This window comes from Burkholderia stagnalis (assembly GCF_039848545.1).
Taxonomy (GTDB): domain Bacteria; phylum Pseudomonadota; class Gammaproteobacteria; order Burkholderiales; family Burkholderiaceae; genus Burkholderia; species Burkholderia stagnalis.
The window spans coordinates 3,182,873-3,209,805 of the sequence record NZ_CP156685.1 but is presented as its reverse complement, the minus strand read 5'-3'; the positions used below and the strand labels follow the sequence as shown (position 1 = coordinate 3,209,805).

Sequence of the window (26,933 nt, the reverse complement as noted above, 5' to 3'; positions counted from 1 at the left end):
CGTAGTGCGATAAAAATATTTTTGACACTGAATTGTAGTTTAACTACAATCCGCCGCAAGGGGTAGCACCCGGACGAAGAAAAAATGAAGCGCGGTCGATGCAACAGCGCGTTCTTCGTCGCGGGGTATGCCATGTGCCGAATGTTATCGGACATTGATGACGCGCATCGTGCGAGCGTCGTCGGCCCCGGGCTCGCGCCGCGTCGCGGTGGGCCAGAAACACAAGAGGAGACACGCCGTTGAATCTCAAGTCACGCTTTCTGTAAGAGCCCGGCCGGTCATCGGCCCCGTGCGCGCAGCGCCCTGCGGCTCGATTTCCCCGTCGTCACCAAGAAGCCGGTTCCCGCTGCGGAACCTCACGAGTTGATTCAGTCTGGAGGAGATAAGTAATGAAAGTTCGCGCGATCATGGGCGCGCTGTGCGCCGCAGGTCTGATGGTTGGCGCCGTGGCGGCGCAGGCGGCCGAAAATGTGACGGTGCTGCACTGGTGGACCTCGGGCGGCGAATCGAAGGCCGTCGGCGTACTGAAGGACGACCTGCAGAAGCAGGGCTACGTGTGGAAGGATTTCGCGGTCGCGGGCGGCGCCGGCGCGGCGGCGATGACCGCGCTGAAGACCAAGGTGATCAGCGGCGACGCACCGTCGGCCGCGCAGATCAAGGGCCCGCTGATCCAGGATTGGGCGGACCAGGGCGTGCTCGTCAACATCGACCCGGCCGCCGGCGACTGGAAGCAGAATCTGCCGCCGGAAATCGACAAGATCATGAAGTACAAGGGCCACACGGTCGGCGCGCCGTTCTCGGTGCACCGCGTGAACTGGCTCTACGTGAACAAGGCCGCGCTCGACAAGGTCGGCGCGAAGGTGCCGACCACCTGGCCCGAATTCTTCGCGGTCGCCGACAAGCTGAAGGCCGCGGGCATCCAGCCGGTCGCGATGGGCGGCCAGCCGTGGCAGGACCTGACGCTGTGGGAAGACGTCGTGCTGTCGCAGGGCCCGGCGTTCTACAAGAAGGCGATCGTCGATCTCGACCAGGCGACGCTGACGTCGCCGCAGATGCTCGACGTGTTCAACACCGTGCGCAAGATCCAGGGCTACTTCGACGCCGGCCGCAACGGCCGCGACTGGAACCTCGCGACCGCGATGGTGATCAACGGCAAGGCCGGCATGCAGTTCATGGGCGACTGGGCGAAGGGCGAGTTCGAGAACGCGGGCAAGAAGGCGGGCAAGGACTACATCTGCGCGCCGGTGCCGGGCACCGCGAATTCGTATACGTTCAACGTCGATTCGTTCGTGTTCTTCCAGCAGAAGGGGCAGAGCGCCGCGACGCCGGGCCAGGTCGCGCTCGCGAAGACCATCATGACGCCGGAATTCCAGGAGCAGTTCAGCTTGCTGAAGGGCTCGGTGCCGGTGCGCCTCGGCGTGAAGATGGACAAGTTCGACGACTGCGCGAAGAAGTCGTATGCCGACGAGCAGACCGCGATCAAGTCGGGCGGCTTCGTGCCGTCGCTCGCGCACGGCATGGCGCAGGGCGACGCAACCGCCGGCGCGATCACCGACGTCGTGACGAAGTTCATGAACTCGCAGCAGGATTCGAAGAGCGCGGTGGCCGCGCTCGCGAAGGCCGCGAAGGTGAAGTAACGCGCGCAACGCACGCCCGGCACGTCACGTTTCATCCGCCGGGCGTTTTTGCATGCGCAGCAATCGGGCCCGCCCGCCGGGCCCGCGCCGCACCCGATGCCGGCCCCGGCTTGGCCGGCATCACTCTCGTCCCAGGAGTCGAATCAAGTGGCTGCCCCTCTTAGCGGAAACGGATCCGGCGCTGCCGGCGCCCGGCGCACGTCGCCGATGTCGGCGTTCGCCGACCGCTGGATCCCGAAGCTGGTGCTCGCACCCAGCGTGGCGATCGCCGTGGTGTTCATCTATGGCTTCATCCTGATTACCGGCTATCTGTCGCTGACCCGTTCGCGGCTGTTGCCGAATTACGAGTTCGACGGCTTCGGCCGTTACTCCGACCTGTTCCAGAACGACGTGTGGTGGACCTCGGCCGCGAACCTCGGCTGGTTCGGCATCCCGTTCATCGCGATCTGCGTCGCGCTCGGGCTGTTCCTCGCGATCCTGCTCGACCAGCGGATCCGCAACGAAGGCGCGCTGCGCGCGATCTTCCTGTATCCGATGGCGCTGTCGTTCATCGTCACCGGCACCGCGTGGCAGTGGATCCTGAACCCGGGCCTCGGCCTCGAGAAGGTGATGCACGACTGGGGCTGGACGAGCTTCTCGTTCGACTGGCTCGGCGATCCGGACAAGGCGATCTTCTGCGTGGTGATCGCGGCCGTGTGGCAATCGACCGGCTTCGTGATGGCGCTGTTCCTCGCGGGCCTGCGCGGCGTCGACAGCGAGATCTTCAAGGCCGCGCAGGTCGACGGCGCGACGCTGCCGACGATCTACCGCAAGATCGTGATCCCGAGCATGCGCCCGGTGTTCTTCTCGGTGCTGCTGATCCTCTGCCACATCACGATCAAGACCTTCGACCTCGTCGTCGCGCTGACCGCGGGCGGGCCCGGCACGTCGTCGTCGCTGCCGGCGATGTTCATGTACACGTTTTCGTTCAACCGCGGCCAGCTCGGGCTCGGCGCCGCATCGTCGGTGATGATGCTCGCGACCGTGGTCGCGGTGCTGGTGCCGCTGATGTACCTGGAATCGAGGAGCACCCGCAATGCAGCCTAAGATGACCATCAGCCGCGCGGTCATTTACGCGGCCCTGATCCTGTTCGCGCTGTACTTCCTGTTCCCGATCTACGTGATGCTGTCGACGTCGTTCAAGGATCTCGACCAGCTGCGCACCGGCAACCTGCTGACGCCGCCGTCGCACTGGACTCTCGAGCCGTGGGTGAAGGCGTGGAGCGGCGCGTGCACCGGCGTGCGCTGCGACGGCATGAAGCCGTTCTTCCTGAATTCGCTGCAGATGGTGATCCCGGCCGTGCTGATCTCGTCGCTGATCGGCGCGTTCAACGGCTACGTGCTCACGCACTGGCGCTTTCGCGGCGCGGACGCGCTGTTCACGATGCTGCTGGTCGGCTGCTTCATCCCGTTCCAGGTGATCCTGCTGCCGATGGCGCGCCTGCAGGGGATGCTCGGCCTCGCCAACACGATTCCCGGCCTCGTGTTCGTGCACGTCGTGTACGGCATCGCGTTCACGACGATGTTCTTCCGCAACTTCTACGTGAGCGTGCCGGCCGAGCTGGTGAAGGCCGCGCGCATCGACGGCGCGGGCTTCTTCACGATCTTCACGAAGATCCTGCTGCCCGTGTCGCTGCCGATCTTCATGGTGTGCCTGATCTGGCAGTTCACGCAGATCTGGAACGACTTCCTGTTCGGGATCGTGTTCTCCGGCGTCGATTCGATGCCGATCACGGTCGCGCTGAACAACCTCGTGAACACGTCGACGGGCGTGAAGGAATACAACGTCGACATGGCGGGCGCGATCATCGCCGCGCTGCCGACGCTGCTCGTCTACGTGATCGCCGGCCGCTACTTCGTGCGCGGCCTGACGGCGGGCGCGGTGAAGGGCTGAGCGCGGTTTCATACGAGACGACGAACCGGCCGCGCGCGACGCGCGGCGCATCGAAACGAACCGGACGCGGCGCGCGGGGCGCGCCGCTCGAGACAGAGGATTCACAGCATGGCAAGCCTTTCCATCCGTGACGTGTACAAGACCTACCCGAACGGGGTGCCGGTCCTGAAGGGTGTCGACATCGACATCGAGGACGGCCAGTTCCTGATTCTCGTCGGCGGCTCGGGCTGCGGGAAGTCGACGCTGCTCAACATGATCGCCGGGCTCGAGACCGTCACGAGCGGCGAGATCCGGATCGACGGCAAGGTCGTCAACGACCTGTCGCCGAAGGATCGCGACATCGCGATGGTGTTCCAGTCGTACGCGCTGTATCCGTCGATGACGGTGCGCGAGAACATCTCGTTCGGCCTGAACATCCGCAAGGTGCCGAAGAGCGAGCAGCAGCAGATCGTCGATCGCGTGTCGCAGATGCTGCAGATCCAGCACCTGCTCGACCGCAAGCCGGGCCAGCTGTCGGGCGGCCAGCGGCAGCGCGTCGCGATGGGCCGCGCGCTCGCGCGCGACCCGGCGCTGTTCCTGTTCGACGAGCCGCTGTCGAACCTCGACGCGAAGCTGCGCATCGAGATGCGCGCGGAAATCAAGCTGCTGCACCAGCGCCTCGGCACGACGATCGTCTACGTGACGCACGACCAGATCGAGGCGATGACGCTCGGCGACCGCATCGCGGTGATGAAGGACGGCGTGGTGCAGCAGTTCGGCGCGCCGCAGGACATCTACGATTCGCCGTCGAACCTGTTCGTCGCGGGCTTCATCGGCGCGCCGCCGATGAACTTCATCAACGGCCGGCTGGTGGGGCAGGGCAGCGGCGTCGCGCTCGAGATCGACACGGGCGTGACGCGCGGCGTGCTGAACCTGCCGTTCGACGCGGGCAAGCTGAACGCGCACGTCGGCCGCGAGGTGATCCTCGGCCTGCGCCCGGAGCGCATCACCGACGTGCGCCACGCGCACAACGGCGACGCGTCGCACCTGCAGCCGCTCGACGTGCGCGTCGACGTGACCGAGCCGACCGGCCCCGACACGCACGTGTTCGCGCAGGTGAACGGCAAGCGCATCGTGAGCCGCGTGCATCCGGCCGCGAACCCGCAGCCCGACCAGACGCTGTCGCTGCTGTTCGACGTGTCGAAGGCGGTGCTGTTCGATCCGGCTTCCGAAGAGCGGATCGCGTAAGCGGCCGGTCCCGGCCGCCCGCGCACCCCCGGCGCCCCCTCGCGGCGCCGGGAATCTGTCCCCATCGATTTACCCCATCCGCGTTCTCGCGGGCGCCTCCGTTCGCGCGGCGCCCGGATGCCGCTTGTCTGCTTCCCGAGCCTTGAAGCGCGCAATCTTTCCCCGATTTGTCTAGACATTCTTGACGCCGACCGTCGCGCGGCGACCGCTCGTCACCCCCTCGCCGCTCCCCGCATTGCCTGTCGGACAGCCTTTTCATAGGGGCTTTCCCTCGGTTTCTGCCTTTTTTTTGATCAGCGCTTGTGGCGAATTTTTTTTCGCCGCATGCTTGTATATACAAATTCCCGATGCGGTTCGGTTGCTTGACGGGATGGGTCTTCAACGAAAGGAGAAATGACGTGTACGGCAAGCCAATCAAATCGGGAGTCCGGACGATCGCCGCGATCGTCAGCCTCGCCGCCGCCCTCGCGGTGCCGGTGCCGGGACAGGCGAAGGAATGGAAGACGGTCACGGTCGCCCTCGAAGGCGGCTACGCACCGTGGAACCTCACGCTGCCGGGCGGCAAGCTCGGCGGCTTTGAGCCGGAACTGCTCGCCGACGTGTGCGCACGCATCAAGCTGCAGTGCAACATGGTCGCGCAGGACTGGGACGGCATGATTCCCGGCCTGCAGGCCGGCAAGTTCGACGTCCTGATGGATGCGATCTCGATCACGCCCGAGCGCGAGAAGATCCTCGCGTTCTCGCGGCCGTACGCGGCCACGCCCGCGACCTTCGCGGTCACCGACACGAAGGTCATCCCGAAGAGCGACGCCGCCGCGCCGGTCGTCAAGCTGACCGGCGATGCGAAGGCCGACAAGCCGACGGTCGACACGCTGCGCAAGCAGCTGAAGGGCAAGACGATCGGCATCCAGTCGGGCACGGTCTATACGAAGTTCATCAACGACAGTTTCAAGGACGTCGCGACGATCCGCGTGTACAAGACGTCGCCCGAGCGTGATCTCGATCTCGTCGCGGGCCGCATCGACGCGTCGTTCGACGACGTCACGTACTACGCGGCGAATGCAGGCAAGAAGGAAACCGCGTCGATCGTGCTGGCCGGCCCGAAGCTCGGCGGCCCGATCTGGGGGCCCGGCGAAGGGCTCGCGTTCCGCAAGCAGGATGCCGACCTGAAGGCGAAGTTCGATACGGCGATCGGCGCGGCGCTCGCGGACGGCACCGTGAAGAAGCTCGCCGACAAGTGGTTCAAGACGGACGTCACGCCGTAACGGCGCGTCGGCCCGCGTGCGTGGCGGAAACAGCGCACGCGGGCCGACTGTCGATTCCATCCTAATCAGCAGGGGACGCACATGGCGCTCATCGAAATGCTGGGTTTCGGAACGGACGGCTGGGGCGGCGTGCTGCTGCTCGCCGCCCTGATGACGGTGGCGCTGACGCTCGTCGCGCTGGCCGTCGGCGCCGTGTTCGGCGCGCTGGTCGCCGCGGCGAAGCTGTCGCGGTATCGCGTGGCGCGCGTGCTGGGTGATCTGTATACGACCGTGTTTCGCGGCGTGCCCGAGCTGCTCGTCATCTATCTGTTCTATTTCGGCGGCTCGACGCTCGTCACGACCGTCGGGCAATGGTTCGGCGCGGAAGGCTTCGTCGGCGTGCCGCCGTTCGTGATCGGCGCGCTCGCGGTCGGGATGATCTCGGGCGCGTACCAGGCCGAGGTCTATCGCGGCGCCGTGCTCGCGGTGTCGAAAGGCGAACTGGAGGCGGCCCGCTCGATCGGCATGCCGTCGTCGATGGTGCTGCGCCGCATCCTGGTTCCGCAGGTGCTGCGCTTCGCGCTGCCGGGCATCGGCAACGTGTGGCAGCTCAGCCTCAAGGATTCCGCGCTGATTTCGGTCACGGGCCTCGCCGAGCTGCTGCGCACGAGCCAGATCGCGGCCAATTCGACGCATCAGTATTTCGTGTTCTTCGTCGCGGGCGGTGCGCTGTACCTGCTGATGACGGGCCTGTCGAACCGCGTGTTCAATCGCGCGGAAGCGTACGTCGGGCGCTCGTTCCGACGCAACTTCGCACGCAACTGACGCACGGAGCATGAACATGGATTTCGCATTCCTCGCCGACACGGTGCGCCAGCTGCTCGCGGCCGTGCCGATGACGCTCAGCCTGTTCTTCGCGTCGCTCGTGCTCGGCGGCCTGCTGTCGCTCGTCGTCGTCGCGATGCGCGTGTCGCCGCACTGGCTGCCGAACCGCATCGCGCGCGTCTACATCCTGATCTTTCGCGGCTCGCCGCTGCTGATCCAGATGTTTCTCGTCTACTACGGGCTCGGCCAGTTCGGCGTGATCCGCGAGAGCTTCCTGTGGCCGGTGCTGCGCGAGCCGTACATCTGCGCGGTGCTGTCGCTCGCGCTCTGCACGGCCGGCTATACGGCGGAGATCATCCGTGGCGGCCTGATGGCCGTGCCGGTCGGGCAGATCGAGGCCGGCTATTCGATCGGCCTGTCGGGCTTCGCGCTGCTGCGGCGCGTGATCGGCCCGATCGCGCTGCGCCAGTGCCTGCCCGCGTATTCGACCGAAGCCGTGCTGCTCGTCAAGTCGACGGCGCTCGCGAGCCTCGTGACGGTGTGGGAAGTGACCGGCATCGCGCAGCAGATCATCCAGCAGACCTATCGGACGACCGAGGTGTTCGTGTGCGCGGCGCTCATCTACCTGTGCCTGAACTTCCTGATCGTCCGCGCGCTGGGCGCGCTCGAATGGCGCCTGTCGCGTCACCTGCGCGCGCCGCTGCCGGGCGGCGCGAAAACCGCCCCGGCCGCCGAAGCGCGCCGCATCACCCCGTGACCGAACCGTCCACTTTCCGGAGCATCCGATGAACACGTCCGCGCCCGTCGCCCTGTCGGTCAGGAACATCCACAAGTCGTTCGGCAGCCATCACGTGCTGAAGGGCATTTCGCTCGACGCGCACGAAGGTGACGTCATCTCGATCCTCGGCGCGAGCGGCTCGGGCAAGAGCACGTTCCTGCGCTGCCTGAACCTGCTCGAGACGCCCGACGACGGCTCGGTCGCGCTCGCGGGCGAGACGCTCAAGATGGCGCGCGCCCGCGACGGCAAGCTGCATCCGAGCGACCGCCACCAGGTCGACCGGATCCGCTCGCAGCTCGGCATGGTGTTCCAGAACTTCAATCTGTGGTCGCACATGACGGTGCTCGACAATCTCGTCGAAGGCCCGCTGCGCGTGCAGAAACGCAGCCGCGCGGAAGCGGTCGAGGAGGCGGAGGCGCTCTTGGCCCGCGTCGGCCTCGCCGACAAGCGCGGCCACTATCCCGCGCACCTGTCCGGCGGCCAGCAGCAGCGCGTCGCGATCGCGCGTGCGCTGGCGATGCATCCGAAGGTGATGCTGTTCGACGAGCCGACGTCGGCGCTCGACCCCGAGCTCGTCGGCGAAGTGCTGCGCGTGATGCGCTCGCTCGCGGAGGAGGGGCGCACGATGCTGGTCGTCACGCACGAGATGGGGTTCGCGCGCCATGTGTCGAATCGCGTGATGTTCCTGCATCAGGGCGAGGTCGACTCGGACGGCACGCCGGACGAGGTGTTCGGCGGGCTGAAATCGGAGCGGTTCCGCCAGTTCGTGTCGAGCCATCAAGACCGCTCCGCGCACTGAGGCCACGATGACCGTCATTCGTTCCGGCCGCCCGCTCGACTGGCGGCAGATTGCGGCAATCGCGGGCGGCGCGCCGCTCGCGCTCGCCGACGACACGCTCGCGCGCATCGATGCCGCGCGCGGGCTCGTCGAGGAAATCGTCGCGCGCGGCATTCGTGCATACGGCGTGAACACGGGCGTCGGCGCACTGTGCGATGTGATCGTGTCGCCCGGCGAGCAAAGCGCGCTGTCGCGCAACATCCTGATGAGCCACGCGGTCGGCGTCGGCGCGCCGCTCGACGCGGCGCAGACGCGCGCGATCATCGCGGCGGCCGTCAACAACTATGCGCACGGGCATTCGGGCGTGCGCGTCGAGGTGGTCAGGCAGCTCGTCGCGCTGCTCGACGCGGATTGCCTGCCCGAAGTGCCCGCGCACGGCTCGGTCGGCTATCTGACCCACATGGCGCACGTTGCGCTCGTCTGCATCGGGGAAGGCCATGCGCGCTATCGCGGCGAGCGCCTGCCGGGGCGTGACGCGCTGCGGCGCGTCGGGCTTGCGCCGCTCGTGCTCGGCGCGAAGGAGGGGCTCAGCCTCGTCAACGGCACGCCTTGCGTGACGGGGCTGGCGGCGCTCGCGCTCGCCCGGGCCGAGCATCTGCTCGACTGGGCCGACTGCATCGCCGCGATGAGCTTCGAAAACCTCGGCGGCCAGCTCGCCGCGTTCGACGCGGGTTCGCTCGCGCTGCGCGTGTCGCGCGGGATCGAGCGGGTCGGCGCGAGGATGCGCGGCGCGCTCGCCGACAGCGGGATGCTGGCCGCGATGGCCGGACGGCACACGCAGGATCCGCTCAGCCTGCGCACGATTCCGCACGTGCACGGCGCGGCGCGCGACGTGTTCGATGCGACGTCGGACGTGGTCGACCGCGAGCTCGCGTCGGTCACCGACAACCCGATCGTCGCGGGCACGCGCGATGCGCCGCGCGTGCATTCGCAGGCCCATGCGGTGGGCGCGGGCATCGCGCTCGCGATGGACAGCCTCGCGGCCGCGATGGCGCAGGTCGCGGCGATCGCCGAACGCCGACTCGACCGCCTCGTCAATCCGCTCGTGAGCGGCCTGCCGGCGTTTCTCGCCGCGCCGGGCGGCACATGTTCGGGGTTCATGATCGCGCAGTACACGGCGGTCGCGCTGGTCGCGCAGAACCAGCGGCTCGCGGCGCCCGCGAGCCTGGACGGCGGCATCACGTCGGGGCTGCAGGAAGATCATCTGTGCCATGCGACGCCGGCTGCGTTGAAGGCGCTCGACATCATCGAGAATGCGACGCGCGTGCTGGCGATCGAGCTGCTCGCGGCGGCGCAGGCGTACGACCTGCAGCCCGGCGATGCGCGCCGCGCGGCGCTGACCGATACGGTGTGGCGACGTCTGCGCGGGCGCGTGCCGCCGTATCGCGACGACCGGCCGCTCGCCGACGACATCGCGGCGGCAGCGGCGTTGCTCGCGGACGCGGCGCCGCCCGTATCGTAGAGAAATTCGCCCGCGACCGCGTGCGGCGCCGCCATCCGCGATGCGCCGACCGCTGGTTCGCGGCCCGGGACCTTACCGATGGACCGATGCGAAGATGAACCATTCAGAGCAAGTGACCCGCCCATCCCCGCGCGCGCTCGGCGAAGACGCGCCGGCGCGCGCACTGCCGGCGTATCAGCAGATCAAGCGCTACGTCGTCCAGCGGATCGCCGCGGGCGACTGGAAGCCCGGCAGCGCGATTCCGACCGAGGCCGAGCTCGTGAAGGAATTCGGCGTCGCGCGCATGACCGTGTCCCGCGCGTTGCGCGAACTGACGGCCGAGCGTGTGCTGACGCGCATCCAGGGCGCGGGCACGTTCGTCGAGCCGCGGCGTTATGAATCGACCGTGCTCGAGATCCGCAACATCGCCGACGAGATCGCCGAGCGCGGCCACCGGCACACGGCGCGCGTGCTGATGCTCGAGCGCAGCGACGACGCGCACGCGATCGACGCGCTTGCGCTGGCCGCCGGCCCCGTATTTCATTCGCGGATCGTTCACTACGAGGATGGCGAACCGATCCAGTTCGAGGATCGCTACGTCAATCCGAAGGTGTTTCCCGCCTATTTGGAGCAGGACTTCACGGCCGAGACGCCGAACCACTACATGGTGCGGCTCGCGCCGATCCAGCGCGCCGAGTTCCGGATCTATGCGCAGAAGTCCGACCAGCAGGTGCGGCGGCACCTGATGATGGAGATCGGCGAGCCGTGCCTGATGCTGTGGCGCCGGACGTGGGTGGGAGAGCAGGTCGCGACGTCGGTGCAGCTCTGGCACCCGTCGTCGCGTTTTCATCTTGCGGGCCGCGTCTAGCGCGGGGGCCGCACGCCGTTCAGTGCTGGCCGCGTGCCGCAGTGCATACGGATTGGCGCGTTGCGATCATGGACTTGGCAGCGACAAGAAATACGAACCGATCGCGTGCAGCACGGGCATGAACAGGAGGCACGCGAAGACGATCGGAAAATAAAGTCGCGAGCGGCGCACCTTGGAAAACAATCCGGCCACTGCGACGAGCAGGCAAAGCGCCGCGAGTGTTCCAAACAGGTCACTATCCGCGAGTACAAGAAGTAACGCACGCATGTGTGCTCCACGGCTTATCGATTGAACGCTGCGAAATTCCAGCGATATAGCTGGAACTGCCTCAGAAAGTCTTTGACTTCCGCGCCAGTTGTCTCGTTTTTGTAGTCCCAGCCGTTCTCACTTTGGATGAATCGGCCGTTTTCGACTTGCATGCCTGCGTAGCTGGAGCTTTGCGGATCAGCGCGATTCCGGCCGAATATCCGCATGATCGTGGTGAATGGACGAACGATGACGCCGCTCGAATTGCCCTGCATGATCGAGATGGAAGATGACGACGCGCTCATGACCAATTGGACGTGGTGTCCGGTACCTGCGCGATCATTGGCCTGTACAAGCATGTCCCCGGGCAGGAGTGATTCCGGAGTTTAAAGTTGTACGGTATTCGAGTCTGTCCGCTGCGTATCAGGCGCGCCGAAAGTCAACGATACCATGTCGGCGAAACCGTACATCGTCGAATCGTATCGTTGGTGCTCGGCTTCGCCGTAGATTTCCACGTTCCGATAGCTTCGTACGCCCGTTGCCAGATTAAGTGGCAGTCCTCGCGGCGATGCGAACTGGACGAGCAGCCGCAGTGCAAAATCCTCGCACGTGAACTGATTTGCGCGAATGTTTCCGTTGCGGTCCCAGTACGTTTCCGTCTGGACCAGCCTTGCCAGTCGCGGGATCGCGCGTTGATATTCGGCGATGTCGGCGTCGGTCCATTTGCGGATCGTCTTCCAGAAGGTCTTGAATCTGACCGTGACAGGCTTCGGTGACGTGTCGCTCGTCGGCGTGGTTTCTCGCGCGTCGATCAGCTTGTATCGGCTGCCGTCGGGTGAAGTGTGCGTGCGTTCCGGCATAGTTACTCGGCGAGATAGATCTTGATATTTTCGACGTGCGGCATGGAGGCGAGTACGTGCGTTTGTCCAAATGCATCCGTTCTGCCGTATTCAAATGCCCCCGTATCACGTTGCAACGCGTAAGCGGCATTGCTCAGCGCGTTACCGGCAGCATCTCGAAGGACGAAGCGGTCGTCATAGGCGGGCGATGCAGTTGTCGCGCCGGCCGACGTGGCGGCGGCCACGGTTTGCATTCCGGTGCCGCAACCCGAGTCATCTATTTTCCATTTGCGCCCGTGCAGGGAGATGATGCGAGGGGGACGTTCACAATGGCATCGGACCCAATCTCCACTCAGGGCTTGAAGCCTTCCTCCGGAAGTGAAGTTGCGCATTCGCCTTTGGTCTGGAGAGCCCGGGGCAGCTTCGATCGTTCCGACGCTTTCGCAGGTTCTGCACCACGCCCGTTGTCCGAGGAACGTGATTCTCCGGTGTCTGCCGTCGTCGCCAGCGATCGTTCCGCAGTTGCCTCCCTCGAATACGTGGCCCCCGCTGTCCAACGGATCATCTTCGACTACCGCATAAAGGATGCCCATGCCGCTCGCCGTTCGTTTGTCGTCATTGGGGCGGAACGTAGCATGGCGCCGCTGGGGCGCGAAAGGGATATGTAAAAAACCGTGTCCGACGGATCGTAGCGGTTTGGGATCGAGAGGCCGCATACGACAAGGGGCCGTGGAAACGGCCCCTTGTGTTTCCAGTGGAGTCGGAGCTCAGTGCGGCAACCGCACGTCGAACTTGTACGTGGCGAGCCGCGCGACGAGGATGAAGCCGGTCGCCGTCAGCACGCTGTAGACGGAATCCATGTCCAGCCACACGAGCAGCAGGTAGAACCAGCAGCCGACGAACGCGCAGGTCGCGTACGGCCGCGAATCGCGCAGGATCAGCGGGATATCGTTGCACAGCACGTCGCGGATGATCCCGCCGACGACGCCGGTGATCACGCCCATCATCACCGCGATGAAGCGCGGCATCTCGGCGTCGAGCGCGATCGACGTGCCCGAGATGCTGAAGATGCCGAGCCCGATCGCGTCGGCGACGAGCAGCAGCCGTTCGGCCGATAGCCGCGACAGCATCCGCAGCACGAACGGCGCGAACAGCGCGAGCACGAAGATCGCGATCACGTAGTCGTCGTGCACGACCCAGTAGAACGGCCGGCGCTCGAGCAGGATGTCGCGCAGCGTGCCGCCGCCGAACGCGGTGGCGAGCGCGACGACGAACGTGCCGACCGAGTCGAGCCGGTTCTTGCGCGCTTCGATGAAGCCGGAGATCGCGAAGGCCAGCGTCGCGATCGCTTCGAGCACCGCGATCGCGAGCGTCAGCCTAGGATGCGGCACGCGGCCCCCGCTCGCCGGAGGCGGCCAACGGCTGCAGCAGCACGAGCACCGCGCCCGCGCCGCCGTCGTGGCCGCGCGCCTCGCAGAATGCGATCACTTCTTCCTTCTGCACGAGCCACGCGCGCACCTTGCCCTTCAGCACCGGTTCCTTGCCGGCCGAGCCGAGGCCCTTGCCGTGGATCACGCGCAGGCAGCGCAGCCCCTTCTTGCCGGCTTCGCGGATGAACTCGGCGAGCGCGTCGCGCGCTTCGTCGCGGCGCATCCCGTGCAGGTCGAGCTGCGCCTGCACGATCCACGCGCCGCTTCTCAGCTTGCGCACCACGTCGCGGCTGATGCCGGGGCGGTGGTAGTACAGCGACTCGTCGCTGTCGAGCAGCGTCTCGGGATCGAACTCGTCGGACAGCGTCGCGTTCAGCACCGCTTCCTCGTCGCGCTGCGTCTGCTTCGGCACGGGGTCGGGCTGCATGCGGCCGGACGCGGCGCGCGGCGGCGCGTTCAGCGGCCGGATCGCGCCGATCTCGTTGCGGAACAGGTTCGCGTCGGCCTCGGCCTGGCGCGTGGCCTTCGCGGTTTCGACGCGTTCGCGCTCGCGGCGCTCGGCTTCGCCCTTCAGCGCGGTGCGCAGCGCGCCGAGGCCGGCGAGGCCCTGGCCGCGCAGCGCGGCGGGCTCCGGCGCCGGCGGCGCGGCGGGGGCGGTGGGCTGGGGGCGGGCGGCGGCCTGCCGCTTCGCGGGATCGCTCGGATGGGGTTGATTCTTCGCCATGATTCACACACGCAAGGCAAATGGCGCGCGGGGCGCGCGGGCACAAAAAAGCCGCTGCGTCGGCAGCGGCTTGTCGGCAGGCATGCGTCGCGGCAGCGGACGCCATTGTAGCGCCCGCCGAGCGATTCGCTTACTTGTGGTCGTGCAGGCTCTCGAGGTAGCGCTGCGCGTCGAGCGCGGCCATGCAGCCGGTGCCCGCGCTGGTGATCGCCTGGCGATACACGTTGTCCTGCACGTCGCCCGCGGCGAACACGCCCGGCACGCTCGTCGACGTCGCGTTGCCCTGCAGGCCGCTCTTCGTCAGGATGTAGCCGTCCTTCATCTCGAGCTGGCCCTGGAAGATGTCCGTGTTCGGCTTGTGGCCGATCGCGACGAACACGCCCTGCACCTGGATGTCTTCCGTTGCGCCGGTCTGCACGTTCTTCAGGCGCAGGCCCGTCACGCCCGAATCCTCGCCCGTCACTTCGTCGAGCACGTGGTTCCACTTGATCTCGACCTTGCCTTCCTTTTCCTTCTCGAGCAGGCGGTCGACGAGGATCGGCTCCGCGCGGAACTTGTCGCGGCGGTGGATCACCGTGACCTTGCTCGCGATGCCCGTCAGGTACAGCGCTTCCTCGACCGCGGTGTTGCCGCCGCCGACCACCGCGACGTTCTGGCCGCGGTAGAAGAAGCCGTCGCAGGTCGCGCAGGCCGACACGCCCTTGCCCATGAACGCTTCCTCGGACGGCAGGCCGAGATACTGCGCGGACGCGCCGGTCGCGATGATCAGCGAGTCGCAGGTGTATTCGCCGGCATCGCCGATCAGGCGGATCGGCTTCTCGTGCAGCTTCGCGGTGTGGATGTGATCGAACAGGATCTCGGTGTTGAAGCGCTCCGCGTGCTCGAGGAAGCGCTGCATCAGGTCGGGACCCTGCACGCCCTTCGCGTCCGCCGGCCAGTTTTCGACGTCGGTCGTGGTCATCAGCTGGCCGCCCTGCGCGATGCCGGTGACGAGCACCGGGGACAGGTTGGCGCGCGCGGCATAGACGGCGGCCGTGTAGCCGGCGGGGCCGGAACCGAGAATCAGGACTTTGGCGTGTTTGGGCGTGGACATGTGCGAAATCCGTAAGGGGTGGCCGCGGCGGGCAGGATGAGCCTGCCGGACGGTCGGGGTTGACCGGGATGCCACCGTAGATGGGTATCAGACGCGCATTATAAAGGTCCTGCCGGTGCGCTGCCGAACGAGAGTTTCAATCGCGGCGATAGCATTCGGCGGGAGCGCCGCCGGGCGCGCGGGGCAGCGCAGGCGGGGGCGGGGCGCAGTCGGCCCGGGCGGTGCCGCCTCGCCGGCCGTACCTGGGCGGCCCCACCTGCGCGGCCCCCATGTAACCGTCATTTACACTTGGGCAGGCGGCGCTGCGCTTACAATATGCGGGATCGAACGATCGGCGGGCGCGCGGCGTGCGCGGCCCGCCTTTTCTATACGGATTCATGGCAAAAGCTCCTTATTCCGCTCAGGCACAGGCGTTGCCGCACCGGATGTCGAAGCTCCTCACGGAGATTCGCTGGATCCTCCAGGTCGCGCTCGGCGCGTTTCTGGTGATGGCCCTGCTGAGCTACAGCCGGCGCGATCCGAGCTGGACGCACGCGGCGCAGGTCGATCACATCACGAACTGGGCGGGCCGCGTCGGCGCATGGACGGCCGACATCATCCTGCTGCTGTTCGGCCTGTCGGCCTACTGGCTGATCGTGCCGCTCGGCCGGCGCATCGCCGCCAACTACCGCCGCATCACCGGCCACGAGGCGCTGGACGACGAGCCCGAGCGGCCGATCGGCTGGCTGACCGAGGTGCTCGCGTTCGTGCTCGTGCTGCTCGCGTGCGACGGCATCGAGGCGCTGCGCATGTGGTCGCTGAAGGTGCAGCTGCCGCGCGCGCCGGGCGGCGTGGTCGGCGAGGCCGTCGCGGGCGCGATGTCGCACGCGTTCGGCTTCACCGGCGGCACGCTGCTGCTGCTGATCGCGCTCGCGATCGGCCTGTCGCTGTATTTCCGCTTCTCGTGGCTGTCGGTGTCCGAGCGCGTCGGCGGCGCGATCCTGTCCGCCGTCAACGTCGCGAAGCTGCGCCGCGAGGCCGAGCGCGACCGCAAGCTCGGCGAGGCCGCGGCCGTGCGCCGTGAAGGCAAGGTCGAGGAAGAGCGCGTGCGCATCGAGGATCACGAGCCGGTGACGATCGTGCCGCCGGTCGTCACGCCGGTGAAATCCGAGCGCGTCGAGAAGGAGCGCCAGGTGCCGCTGTTCACCGACCTGCCCGGCGATTCGACGCTGCCGCCGGTGTCGCTGCTCGACTCGGCGCCGAAGGCGCAGGAGGCCATCTCCGCCGATACGCTCGAATTCACGTCGCGCCTGATCGAGAAGAAGCTGAAGGACTTCGGCGTCGAGGCGAGCGTGGTCGCCGCGTATCCGGGCCCCGTCGTCACGCGCTACGAGATCGAGCCGGCCACCGGCGTGAAGGGCAGCCAGATCGTCAACCTCGCGAAGGATCTCGCGCGCTCGCTGTCGCTCGTGTCGATCCGCGTCGTCGAGACGATCCCCGGCAAGAACTACATGGCGCTCGAACTGCCGAACCAGCGCCGCCAGACGGTGTTCCTGTCGGAGATCATCGGCTCCGAGGTCTATGCGGCCGCGTCGTCGGCGCTCACGCTCAGCCTCGGCAAGGACATCGGCGGCAAGCCGGTGTGCGCGGATCTCGCGAAGATGCCGCACCTGCTGGTGGCCGGCACGACCGGTTCGGGCAAGTCGGTCGGGATCAACGCGATGATCCTGTCGCTGCTGTACAAGGCGACCGCCGAGCAGGTGCGCCTGATCCTGATCGATCCGAAGATGCTCGAAATGAGCGTCTACGAAGGCATTCCGCACCTGCTGTGCCCGGTCGTCACCGACATGCGCCAGGCGGGCCACGCGCTCAACTGGACGGTCGCCGAGATGGAGCGCCGCTACAAGCTGATGAGCAAGCTCGGCGTGCGCAACCTCGCCGGCTACAACAACAAGATCGACGACGCGGCGAAGCGCGAAGAGAAGATCCCGAACCCGTTCAGCCTCACGCCGGAAGAACCGGAGCCGCTCGGCCGCCTGCCGAACATCGTCGTCGTGATCGACGAGCTCGCCGACCTGATGATGGTCGTCGGCAAGAAGGTCGAGGAGCTGATCGCGCGGATCGCGCAGAAGGCGCGCGCGGCCGGCATCCACCTGATCCTCGCGACGCAGCGGCCGTCGGTCGACGTGATCACCGGCCTCATCAAGGCCAACGTGCCGACGCGGATCGCGTTCCAGGTGTCGTCGAAGATCGACTCGCGCACGATCCTCGACCAGATGGGCGCCGAATCGCTGCTCGGCATGGGCGACATGCTGTACCTGGCGCCCGGCACCGGGCTGCCGGTGCGCGTGCACGGCGCGTTCGTCGCCGACGACGAAGTGCATCGCGTCGTCGAGAAGCTCAAGGAGCAGGGCGAACCGAACTACATCGAGGGCCTGCTCGAGGGCGGCACCGCCGACGGCGACGAGGGCTCGGCCGGCGAGGGAACCGGCGAAGGCGGCGGCGAGTCTGATCCGCTGTACGACCAGGCGGTCGAGATCGTCATCAAGAACCGCCGCGCGTCGATCTCGCTCGTGCAGCGCCATCTGCGGATCGGCTACAACCGCGCGGCGCGGCTGCTCGAGCAGATGGAGCAGTCGGGGCTCGTGTCGGCGATGTCGTCGAGCGGCAACCGCGAAATTCTTGTGCCGGCGCGCGACGCGGAATGAGTCCGCGGCGTACGCGACGCCGGCCACCCAGGGAGAAAACCGCATCATGCAGCAACATTCGTTCGCCCAATCCGTTCGTTCGACGCGGCGCTGGCTCGGCGCGGCGCTCGCCGGCGCATCGCTGATGCTCGCGGCGACGCACGCGTTCGCCGGCGGCACGGCCCAGCTGAAGGCGTTCGTGTCGCAGGTGCACGCGGCGAAGGGCGAGTTCACGCAGCAGATCGTCAAGGCGCCCGCGAAGGGCGCGAGCGCCGTGCAGGCGGCGCCGAAGGCCGGCGACAATTCGAGCGGCACGTTCGTGTTCTCGCGCCCCGGCAAGTTCATCTGGACGTACCAGAAGCCGTACCAGCAGGTGCTGCAGGCCGACGGCGAGAAGCTGTTCGTGTACGACCGCGACCTGAACCAGGTCACCGAGCGCAAGCTGGCCGGCGCGCTGGGCGCGAGCCCGGCCGCGATCCTGTTCGGCAGCAACGACCTCGACAAGAACTACACGCTGCGCGATGCCGGCGAGAAGGGCGGCATCGAGTGGCTCGAGATGCTGCCGAAGGCGCAGGACACGCAGTTCCAGCGGATCGGCATCGGCTTTCGCAACGGCACGCTCGCCGCGATGGAGCTGCATGACGTGTTCGGCAACGTCACGCTGCTGACGTTCACCAACATCCAGACCAACCCGCCGCTGAAGTCCGATACGTTCAAGTTCGTCGTGCCGAAGGGCGCCGACGTGATCACCGGCTGACCGGCGCCGCGCGCCGCTTTCGCAACGGGCCTGCCGGCGATGGCAGGCCCGTGTCGCTTCCGGGCGCGGGCACCGGGCCCGGCGGCGCCGTCGCGCGGCTGTCATAATGGCGGGTCCGGCGGCCCGTTTGGCCGCCATCGCATGATGTGGAGCCTGGGTTCATGTCCGACCTGTTTCAAGTCGAACCACGCCGGCCGCTCGCCGAGGCGCTGCGGCCGAAGACGCTCGCCGAGGTGATCGGCCAGACGCATTTGCTCGGTGAAGGCAAGCCGCTGCGGCTCGCGTTCGAATCGGGCAAGCCGCATTCGATGATCCTGTGGGGTCCGCCCGGCGTCGGCAAGACCACGCTCGCGCGGCTCACCGCGCTGGCATTCGATTGCGAGTTCATCGCGCTGTCCGCGGTGCTGGGCGGCGTGAAGGACATCCGCGAGGCGATGGAGCAGGCGAAGGACACGCTGAACCGCACCGGCCGCCACACGATCCTGTTCGTCGACGAGATCCACCGCTTCAACAAGGGCCAGCAGGATGCGCTGCTGCCGTTCGTCGAATCGGGGCTCGTGACCTTCATCGGTGCGACGACCGAGAACCCGAGCTTCGAGGTCAACTCGGCGCTGCTGTCGCGCGCGCAGGTGTACGTGCTGAAGTCGCTGACCGACGACGAGATGCGCCAGCTGCTCAAGCGCGCGCAGGAGATCGCGCTCGACGGCCTCGCGTTCGACGACAAGGCGGTCGATACGCTGGTCGGCTATGCGGACGGCGACGCGCGGCGGTTCCTGAACCTGCTCGAGCAGGCGCAGACGGCGGCGGCGTCCGCGGGCGTGACGACGATCGACGCCGAGTTCGTCAGCAGCGCGATGACGCTGAATGCGCGCCGCTTCGACAAGGGCGGCGACAACTTCTACGACCAGATCTCGGCGCTGCACAAGTCGGTGCGCGGCTCGAGCCCGGACGGCGCGCTGTACTGGTTCTGCCGGATGATCGACGGCGGCGCGGACCCGAAATACCTCGCGCGGCGGATCGTGCGGATGGCGTGGGAGGACATCGGCCTCGCCGATCCGCGCGCGATGCAGATGGCGAACGACGCGGCCGAGACCTACGAACGGCTCGGTTCGCCCGAGGGCGAGCTGGCGCTCGGGCAGGCCGTGATCTATCTCGCGTGCGCGGCGAAGAGCAACGCGGGCTACAACGCGTTCAACCAGGCGATGGCGTTCGTGAAGCAGGACAAGTCGCGCGAGGTGCCCGTGCACCTGCGCAACGCGCCGACCAAGCTGATGAAGGAGCTCGGCTACGGCCACGCGTACCGTTACGCGCACGACGAGCCGAACGCGTACGCGGCCGGCGAGACGTACCTGCCCGACGGAATGCGCGAGCCGCGCTGGTACAAGCCGGTGCCGCGCGGGCTCGAATCGAAGATCGCCGACAAGCTCGCGTGGCTGCGCGAGCTCGACCGCGAGGCCGGCAAGAAAGACTAGCGGCCGGCGGCGCGGCGCGGTTTCGCTCAGCGCTTGCGCGCCGGCTGTTTCTTCCAGTAGCCGAACGGTTCCTCGTGGCATTCGATGTCGAGTTCCGCGATGCGCGCGTGCAGGCGTTCCTGCGCGTCGGCGATTGCGAGGTTGTAGATCGCCGGCGCAATTTCCTCGACGAAGAAATGCAGCAGCGCGCCGGCCTGGATGTTGCCGATCGGCTCCTCCATGTTTTCGGTGAAATAGCGTTGCAGCGACGCGATCGCGCGGTCGCGCACGTCCTTGTCGAGTTCGATGGCCATCGGTTCTCCGGTTTCCTGCGTTGCGGTCGGCCGGCACGCGGCGCGCGTGACGGCAATGCGATACTGCCACGGCGCCGCCGTTTGCGGCCTCATCCGTCAGGCCGACGCCGTGGCGGCCGCGCGGTGCGTTAGAATCCCCGTCTTACACAACGATTTTCCTGTCCTCCCATGCTCGACATCCAGTTGCTGCGCAAAGACCTCGACGGCGTCGCCAAGCGCCTCGCCGATCGCGGCTACACCCTCGACGTCGCCGCGTTCTCCGCGCTCGAAGCGGAACGCCGCGCGATCCAGACCCGTACCGAAGAACTCCAGGCGCGCCGCAACAGCCTGTCGAAGCAGATCGGCGCGATGAAGGGCAAGGGCGAGGACACGTCGGCGGTGATGGCCGAGGTCGGCGGCATCGGCGACGAGATGAAGGCGTCGGAGGTGAAGCTCGGCGAGATTCAGACGCGCCTGTCCGACCTGCTGCTGCTGATGCCGAACCTGCCGCACGACAGCGTGCCGGTCGGCAAGGACGAGAGCGACAACGTCGAAGCGCGCCGCTGGGGCACGCCGCGCCAGTTCGACTTCGAGGTGAAGGATCACGTCGACGTCGGCACGCCGCTCGGCCTCGATTTCGAAACCGGCGCGAAGCTCGCCGGCGCGCGCTTCACGATGCTGCGCGGCCCGATCGCGCGCCTGCACCGCGCGCTCGCGCAGTTCATGCTCGACACGCATACGCAGCAGCACGGCTACAGCGAGACGTATACGCCGTACATCGTGAACCCGGACATCCTGTACGGCACCGGCCAGCTGCCGAAATTCGCGGACGACATGTTCCGCGTCGAGAAGGGCGGCGCGGAGAACACCGTCACGCAATACCTGATCTCGACGTCCGAAATCTCGCTGACGAACACCGTGCGCGAATCGATCGTCGAAGCGTCCGCGCTGCCGATCAAGCTGACCGCGCATTCGCCGTGCTTCCGCTCGGAAGCGGGCTCGTACGGCCGCGACACGCGCGGGATGATCCGCCAGCATCAGTTCGACAAGGTCGAGATGGTGCAGATCGTCGCGCCGGACGCGTCGTACGCGGCGCTCGACGAGATGGTCGGCCACGCGGAAGCGATCCTGCAGAAGCTCGGCCTGCCGTACCGCGTGATCACGCTGTGCACGGGCGACATGGGCTTCGCGGCCGCGAAGACGTTCGACCTCGAAGTGTGGCTGCCCGCGCAGAACACCTATCGCGAGATCTCGAGCTGCTCGAACACCGAGGCGTTCCAGGCTCGCCGGATGCAGGCGCGCTTCCGCAATGCGCAGGGCAAGCCGGAACTCGTGCACACGCTGAACGGCTCGGGCCTCGCGGTGGGCCGTACGCTCGTGGCCGTGCTCGAGAACTACCAGAACGCGGACGGCTCGGTCACGGTGCCCGAGGTGCTGCGTCCGTACATGGGCGGTCTCGAACGGATCGACGCGCCTGCACAGGCGTCGTGAGATTGAACGTCGACGCGTCTTCCGGGCCCTCGCAAAAAAATGCAAAAAGGGGCTTGGCAGATTCGAAGAGACCGTTCTATAATCTTGTCTTTCGCGGAAACGACCAGCCGCGAAGAGCAGTAAAAACGGAGAGGTGGCAGAGTGGTCGAATGTACCTGACTCGAAATCAGGCGTACGGTTTCCCCGTACCGTGGGTTCGAATCCCACCCTCTCCGCCAGAACACGAAACCCCTTGATTCGGAAGGATCAAGGGGTTTTTCGTTTTTGCCGATTCGATACGGTCTCGTGTTCACCGCTTCGAAACATGTTCCCCGTGGCTATACGCATCCGGTCGATCATGGTCCCGCTCATCCGGACGAAAAATCACTAGCAAATGGACGTTGCGAGAGCACGAATGGCCGTGACGGCCACCGGCCAAAAATGACGGTGACGTACCTTCCTTGAACTGCCGTGGTGCACGTGTGTTCGACTGTTGAAAGGCGATGTTGTGCGCGCTCCTTTCGTCATGCTTTCGATTGTTGACAATCGATTCCTTTGGTTCATCTTCGTCTGTAGAATCGCGCCGCACGTGTGCAATTCATGGGGTAGCCGTCCCCATCCATGAGAGCACGGGCCGCTACAGGCCCGAGATGAAAACAAGATGAAAAACGCATGAACATGATCGATTTGGTTCGGGCCATTCGTGGCGGTCTGATTCAGCAGGACCGACTGCTCAAGACCGACATACCGTCATTGCCGTTGAACACGTTGGTGCCGCGACGTGCGGTGACGTCGGCAGAACTGGGACGCGATTTCACGGTCACGCTCGATATGGTGTCTGCAGCGGGCGCGGTCGAACTCAAGACGCTGATCGCGGCACCCATGACGTTGTGGATACAGCAGGCGGACAAGTCCTATCTGCCGATCAACGGTTATATTCATACTGCCCGCCGACTCGGCGCGGACGGTAGCCTGACGACTTATCAGTTGACTTTTGCATCGTGGCTGCACTTCCTGAAGTTTCGCAGCGACATGCGCTACTGGCAGGACAAGGCGGCGGACGAAATCATCGCGGATGTGTTCAATCAGCATCCACAGGCGCGAGGGCAGTTCCAGTTCGCACTGTCGAAACCATTGCCGTCACGTTCGTATTGCCGTCAAAGCGAAACCGACTGGAATTTCGTGCACCGTCTGATGGAGGACGAGGGCCTGTTTGGTTTCTGGCAACACGACGGAGACGGCAAATCCCATCGGTTCGTTGTGACCGACACCATTCAATCACTCGACGAGATGTCGCCGCGCACGGCCCGGTTCCAGCGCACCGGCACGCGCCGCGAGACGGACGGATTCGTGCAATGGGCCGGCTCGCGAACGCTGCAGAGCGTTCTGCACACGACGCGTACGTTCGACTACAAGGCTCCGTCCGCACCGTTCAATCCCAAAGGCACGACGTTGCCGACGCGGGCCGACCAGGGAAATCTGCCGCAGCAGGCCGAGGTGTATGAATACACGGGCCCGTATACCTATCAGGACCATGGGCGCGGCGAGCATTTGTCGAAAATCCGGCTCGAGGAATGGGAGTCGCGCGCGAAGCGATATTTTGGCGTGGGCGGCCTTCGCGGTATCGACGTCGGGCGACGTTTCGTTCTGGCGGATCATCCGGACCACGATCGAGATCCCGATGGTCAACGCGAATTTGCCGCGATCAAGGTATGGCGGTATATCGAGAACAACCTGCCGCTGTCGGATCGTGAATCGAGTTTTCCCCATGGCCTGAGCCATCAGATCGCACAGGCGAAGGCCAGTCAGGCGGCGGACGCGGGGTTCCAGGTCGCGCACCACGACGGCTCGACAGGTTTTTATCTGGCCGAAGTCGAGGCCCAGCGGGTGACGGTGCCGTATCGCAGCCCGTTCGAACACAAGAAACCCGTGATGCAGCTGGAGACCGCGATCGTCGTGGGTCCGAGCGGGGAAGAGGTTTATACCGACGAACTGAACCGGGTCAAGGTCATGTTCGTCTGGGATCGCGTTAATCCCGGGAACGAGCTCGCATCGTGCTGGGTGCGCGTTGCACAATCGGATACTGGCGGCGGATACGGCGGTGTCCATGTTCCGCGCGTCGGAGAAGAGGTGATCGTCGGATATCTCGGCGGTGACTGCGATCGTCCGATGGTCCTGCATCGCGTCTATAACGGTGCCGTCAAGCCGCAATGGCACTCGAACGGCATCATGTCGGGCTATCGGTCGAAGGAATTCTCGGGCGCCGGCTACAACGAGATGGTGCTCGATGATGCGACCGCGCAAAACCGCGTGCGGCTGTTCAGCAGCAGCGCCAACAGTCTGCTTCACCTCGGCTATTTGATCGATCAGAGCGGCAACACGCGGGGTGCCTATCTTGGCAGCGGCTTCGACCTGAAGTCGGATGCTTATGGTGCTATTCGTGCGGGGCAAGGCATCTACGTATCCAGCTATTCGGCGTCGGTCAATCAGCCGATGGACGTGCGGCAGGCAGCGGCACAACTGACCAACGCGGAGAACGTCGTCAAGTCGCTCTCGGGAGCGAGCGCTGCCCACCAGGCGGAGGGGCTCGATCCCGGGTATGAATCGCTGCGTGCATTCAACGATGCCACGCAGTCCAGCGTGGCCGGCACCGCATCGGGCGGCCGCACGGCTGGAGGCGGAGCGGGGAGTGCGAACGGCTTCAAGACGCCGATCATGCTGATGGCAAGCCCGGCCGGTATCGCGATGTCGACGCGGCAGTCGACACAGATCGCCGCCGATCAGCACGTGAACGTCGTGAGCGGCGAGAGTACGCATCTGGCGGTCGGCAAGTCGCTGGTGGCGAGCGTGACCGAAAAGATCAGCCTGTTCGTGAAAAGCGCGGGGATGAAGCTGTTTTCCGCCAAAGGCAAGGTGGAGATTCAGGCACAGTCCGACGACATGGAGCTCATTGCCGACCAGGTGCTGAAACTGATCAGCGCGAAAAAGCGCATCGAGATCACGGCGGCGGAAGAAATCCTGCTGCAGGCCAGGGGCAGTTATATCCGGATCAACGGGGCCGGCATCGAGCATGGCACCCCGGCGAAGTGGGTCGCCCACGCGGCGAGCCATGCAATGCCCGGCCCGAAGTCGTTGCCGGTTTCGATCCCGGGCATGGACATGCCCAAGGCGTTCAGCAATCGTCTCGATGTCTACGACATTTACTGGCGCAGGTCGTTTGAAGAGGTCGAATATACGGCTCGGCGTGTCAGCGGCGAGGTGCTTGCCCAAGGCACGCTCGATCAGGAGGGCAGGACGTCGCGCCTTTCGACCGATCAACCGGAAACGATTCAGGTTCTGGTTGGCACGCAGGGGGCGTGGCTGGTGGAAACCGAGGCTGGCGATAACGCCAACCAGTACGACGTTTCCGGCGATGAGCTGCCAGACGATCCGTATCATTACGTCAATCAGAGTGCTTGACCGACTATGGCTACATCCAACAATACCAACGACGCTCTCTCCGCGGTCACTGTCTATTTCAAGGACCACTTTGGCCAGCCTATCCAGAATCTGAAGGTCGAGATAAAGGGTATGGAAGAGCGGCTCGACCATGTCTATCACACCGCATCGACGAACGCACAGGGCGCAGTCGAGTTTTCCGTGCGCATGGGGGAAGCCCTTTCCGTCCATGTGAAGCGATGGACCAGCGACAGCATGAAAGAAGTCGCACGGCTTGAAGCCGCACTGTCGCAAATCAAATTCCACCTGACGAGTCCGAAGACGCTGCATGACCTGCCGACGAAGACCGATGACGGAGCCGGCGGTGACTACTGGCGAGGTACCTACAAGGTCAAAGCGCATGACAACCTGACCGTGATCGCCAGGAAATATCACACGAGCGTCGATCTCCTCAAGCATGTCAATTGTCTGAAATCCGACCTGATCGTGGTTGGGCAGGTACTAAAGGTGCCGCCTGTCGATTCGAGAAAATCGGATGCGCCCGCACCGAAGAAGCCGGATCCGAAGGGGGCGCCGCCGAAGAACGATCACGACAACAACGATCGGGGAGCGCCGACGACTACGCCGCGCAAGGGCGGCGCGCCGATTATTTTCCCGATCCAGACTCGTCCATTGAATGACGAGGGAGGGAAATATGGTGACTGTTCGTGGGTCAAGCCTTTGGGCGCCGGTGGGATCACTCTGGCACGTTTCGGCACACTCCGCGATCGCGGCCGTCGAAAGCATGCCGCGCGGGACTTGTATGTCGAGGCATATACGCCGATCGTTGCGATCGCGCCAGGTGTCGTGATGAAACGGGAACCCTTTTATTGTCAGACGTGGCAGATCAGCATTCACCATAAAACTACCGACGGACGTGAGTTCATTGCGTTGTATGGAGAGGTTGATCCATCGTCGATCAAGGTGAAAGTTGGCGAATCGGTTAGCCAAGGGCAACTGATCGCCAAGAGCGGGGTTTTGCTGCACGATGACGGAACTCCGCTGACTATCGTACACGGCAAGAACGTGTCGATGCTTCACTTCGAGACCTATTCAGGCGCGCTGGGGTTTGATCCGAATTCGAAGTTGAATGGAAAGGTCTTGAAGAATATGTTCCAGCGTCGCGAAGATCTGATGGATTCGGTGGATATATTGCAGGAGGGGTATCGGGCGATATTTCTCGATGCACCGTCGCTGCCGCCGGTCGGGAATCGGATTCCAATTGCGCAACTCAAGCTCTCGGAACGCGGCAAGGACTTCATAAAAGAATGGGAAGGTGTCCATTTTGACAAGGCCAAAGAAAATACTTACTACTACGACGATAGCAAGGGCTATTGCACGGTTGGGTGGGGGCACTTGATTCGGGAAGCCAGCTGTGCGGCAAGTGGTTATGTCGCCATGTCGAGCAAGATCCCGGTGGCCGATGCGAAAAAACTGTTCGATGATGATGTGGCGGTCATAGAAGGACGTGTTCGGAACGCGATCACTGTTCCGCTCTACCAGTACGAGTACGATGCCCTCGTGTCGCTCGCATTCAATCTTGGTAGCTTGTCGAAGACACCTAATCTTCGCGCAAAATTGAATAAATGCGACTATACGGAGGCTCCCAAGGAGTTCCTGGATATCGAAAACGCGACGCGCCGGAAGCGAGAGTACGATATGTTTTGCCAGGGTGTTTATAATTCAAAGCACTGAG

General features: G+C 65.2%; 24 protein-coding genes and 1 tRNA gene. 17 read left to right on the top strand and 8 right to left on the bottom strand.

Annotation, left to right across the window (positions count from 1 at the left end):
* Positions 1-389 precede the first annotated feature (389 nt).
* The 10 genes from ABFO07_RS14885 (at position 390) to hutC (ending at position 10,791) form a co-directional block, all read left to right on the top strand.
* Positions 390-1,637, top strand: coding sequence for an ABC transporter substrate-binding protein (locus tag ABFO07_RS14885; protein ID WP_059565424.1), 1,248 nt, complete (start codon positions 390-392; stop codon positions 1,635-1,637).
* 147 nt (positions 1,638-1,784) lie between these two features.
* A complete protein-coding gene (locus ABFO07_RS14880; RefSeq protein WP_059565427.1) occupies positions 1,785-2,723 on the top strand; it encodes a carbohydrate ABC transporter permease in 939 nt (312 codons plus the stop codon).
* Positions 2,713-3,570: a carbohydrate ABC transporter permease gene (locus ABFO07_RS14875; protein WP_059565429.1), complete on the top strand. Its 858-nt coding sequence runs from the start codon at positions 2,713-2,715 to the stop codon at positions 3,568-3,570. The genes ABFO07_RS14880 and ABFO07_RS14875 overlap by 11 nt, the downstream gene beginning before the upstream one ends.
* Before the next feature lie 108 nt (positions 3,571-3,678).
* Positions 3,679-4,797 carry an ABC transporter ATP-binding protein gene (locus tag ABFO07_RS14870; RefSeq protein WP_059909843.1) on the top strand — a complete coding sequence of 373 codons (1,119 nt, stop codon included), beginning with the start codon at positions 3,679-3,681 and terminating at the stop codon, positions 4,795-4,797.
* A gap of 398 nt (positions 4,798-5,195) precedes the next feature.
* Complete coding sequence (locus tag ABFO07_RS14865) at positions 5,196-6,062, top strand: transporter substrate-binding domain-containing protein (protein WP_081059581.1); 867 nt, start codon at positions 5,196-5,198, stop codon at positions 6,060-6,062.
* 81 nt (positions 6,063-6,143) lie between these two features.
* Entirely contained in the window at positions 6,144-6,866 is a 723-nt protein-coding gene (locus ABFO07_RS14860) for an ABC transporter permease (RefSeq protein ID WP_017333000.1), read from the top strand.
* Positions 6,867-6,876: 10 nt separating this feature from the next.
* Positions 6,877-7,623: an ABC transporter permease gene (locus ABFO07_RS14855; protein WP_059960916.1), complete on the top strand. Its 747-nt coding sequence runs from the start codon at positions 6,877-6,879 to the stop codon at positions 7,621-7,623.
* Positions 7,624-7,651: 28 nt separating this feature from the next.
* Complete coding sequence (locus ABFO07_RS14850) at positions 7,652-8,443, top strand: ABC transporter ATP-binding protein (protein ID WP_322245459.1); 792 nt, start codon at positions 7,652-7,654, stop codon at positions 8,441-8,443.
* Between the two features lie 7 nt (positions 8,444-8,450).
* On the top strand, positions 8,451-9,944 hold the full coding sequence (locus tag ABFO07_RS14845; protein ID WP_322245461.1) for an aromatic amino acid ammonia-lyase: 1,494 nt from the start codon (positions 8,451-8,453) through the stop codon (positions 9,942-9,944).
* Positions 9,945-10,038: 94 nt separating this feature from the next.
* Positions 10,039-10,791 (top strand): histidine utilization repressor, encoded by a 753-nt coding sequence (hutC, locus tag ABFO07_RS14840; protein WP_059565441.1) that lies wholly within the window; start codon positions 10,039-10,041, stop codon positions 10,789-10,791.
* A 66-nt stretch (positions 10,792-10,857) separates the two neighbouring features.
* Here hutC and ABFO07_RS14835 read toward each other — a convergent pair whose 3' ends face one another.
* The 7 genes from ABFO07_RS14835 to trxB form a co-directional block, all read right to left on the bottom strand.
* Entirely contained in the window at positions 10,858-11,058 is a 201-nt protein-coding gene (locus tag ABFO07_RS14835) for a hypothetical protein (RefSeq protein WP_347467764.1), read from the bottom strand.
* Positions 11,059-11,072: 14 nt separating this feature from the next.
* On the bottom strand, positions 11,073-11,342 hold the full coding sequence (locus ABFO07_RS14830; protein ID WP_347467762.1) for a hypothetical protein: 270 nt from the start codon (positions 11,340-11,342) through the stop codon (positions 11,073-11,075).
* 81 nt (positions 11,343-11,423) lie between these two features.
* A complete protein-coding gene (locus ABFO07_RS14825; RefSeq protein WP_347467761.1) occupies positions 11,424-11,897 on the bottom strand; it encodes a hypothetical protein in 474 nt (157 codons plus the stop codon).
* A gap of 2 nt (positions 11,898-11,899) precedes the next feature.
* Complete coding sequence (locus ABFO07_RS14820; protein WP_059982502.1) at positions 11,900-12,130, bottom strand: hypothetical protein; 231 nt, start codon at positions 12,128-12,130, stop codon at positions 11,900-11,902.
* 513 nt (positions 12,131-12,643) lie between these two features.
* A complete protein-coding gene (locus ABFO07_RS14815) occupies positions 12,644-13,267 on the bottom strand; it encodes a trimeric intracellular cation channel family protein (RefSeq protein WP_059565449.1) in 624 nt (207 codons plus the stop codon).
* The gene (locus ABFO07_RS14810) at positions 13,254-14,030 is read right to left on the bottom strand and encodes a Smr/MutS family protein (protein ID WP_059802308.1); all 777 of its coding nucleotides are present in this window, start codon (positions 14,028-14,030) and stop codon (positions 13,254-13,256) included. Before ABFO07_RS14810 ends, ABFO07_RS14815 begins: the two co-directional genes overlap by 14 nt.
* 130 nt (positions 14,031-14,160) lie before the next feature.
* Positions 14,161-15,123: a thioredoxin-disulfide reductase gene (gene trxB, locus ABFO07_RS14805; RefSeq protein ID WP_059565453.1), complete on the bottom strand. Its 963-nt coding sequence runs from the start codon at positions 15,121-15,123 to the stop codon at positions 14,161-14,163.
* Positions 15,124-15,500: 377 nt separating this feature from the next.
* Here trxB and ABFO07_RS14800 point away from each other — a divergent pair, with 377 nt between their 5' ends.
* From ABFO07_RS14800 to ABFO07_RS14790, 3 genes are all read left to right on the top strand, one after another.
* On the top strand, positions 15,501-17,810 hold the full coding sequence (locus ABFO07_RS14800; protein ID WP_059909856.1) for a DNA translocase FtsK: 2,310 nt from the start codon (positions 15,501-15,503) through the stop codon (positions 17,808-17,810).
* 46 nt (positions 17,811-17,856) lie between these two features.
* The gene (gene lolA / locus ABFO07_RS14795; RefSeq protein WP_059565511.1) at positions 17,857-18,546 is read left to right on the top strand and encodes an outer membrane lipoprotein chaperone LolA; all 690 of its coding nucleotides are present in this window, start codon (positions 17,857-17,859) and stop codon (positions 18,544-18,546) included.
* A gap of 161 nt (positions 18,547-18,707) precedes the next feature.
* Positions 18,708-20,018 carry a replication-associated recombination protein A gene (locus ABFO07_RS14790; RefSeq protein WP_059565457.1) on the top strand — a complete coding sequence of 437 codons (1,311 nt, stop codon included), beginning with the start codon at positions 18,708-18,710 and terminating at the stop codon, positions 20,016-20,018.
* Positions 20,019-20,044: 26 nt separating this feature from the next.
* On the opposite strand, the gene ABFO07_RS14785 is transcribed toward ABFO07_RS14790, so the two are convergent.
* Positions 20,045-20,311: a DUF2164 domain-containing protein gene (locus ABFO07_RS14785; protein WP_059565459.1), complete on the bottom strand. Its 267-nt coding sequence runs from the start codon at positions 20,309-20,311 to the stop codon at positions 20,045-20,047.
* A gap of 168 nt (positions 20,312-20,479) precedes the next feature.
* On the opposite strand from ABFO07_RS14785, the gene serS reads away from it, so the two are divergent.
* From serS to ABFO07_RS14765, 4 genes are all read left to right on the top strand, one after another.
* A complete protein-coding gene (serS, locus tag ABFO07_RS14780) occupies positions 20,480-21,781 on the top strand; it encodes a serine--tRNA ligase (protein ID WP_059565461.1) in 1,302 nt (433 codons plus the stop codon).
* 127 nt (positions 21,782-21,908) lie between these two features.
* Positions 21,909-21,999 (top strand) — tRNA-Ser (locus tag ABFO07_RS14775).
* Between the two features lie 433 nt (positions 22,000-22,432).
* Positions 22,433-25,219, top strand: coding sequence for a type VI secretion system Vgr family protein (locus ABFO07_RS14770; protein ID WP_347467757.1), 2,787 nt, complete (start codon positions 22,433-22,435; stop codon positions 25,217-25,219).
* A 6-nt stretch (positions 25,220-25,225) separates the two neighbouring features.
* Positions 25,226-26,932, top strand: a complete 1,707-nt coding sequence (locus tag ABFO07_RS14765) for a glycoside hydrolase family protein (protein WP_059565464.1) — start codon at positions 25,226-25,228, stop codon at positions 26,930-26,932.
* Position 26,933: the final 1 nt, after the last annotated feature.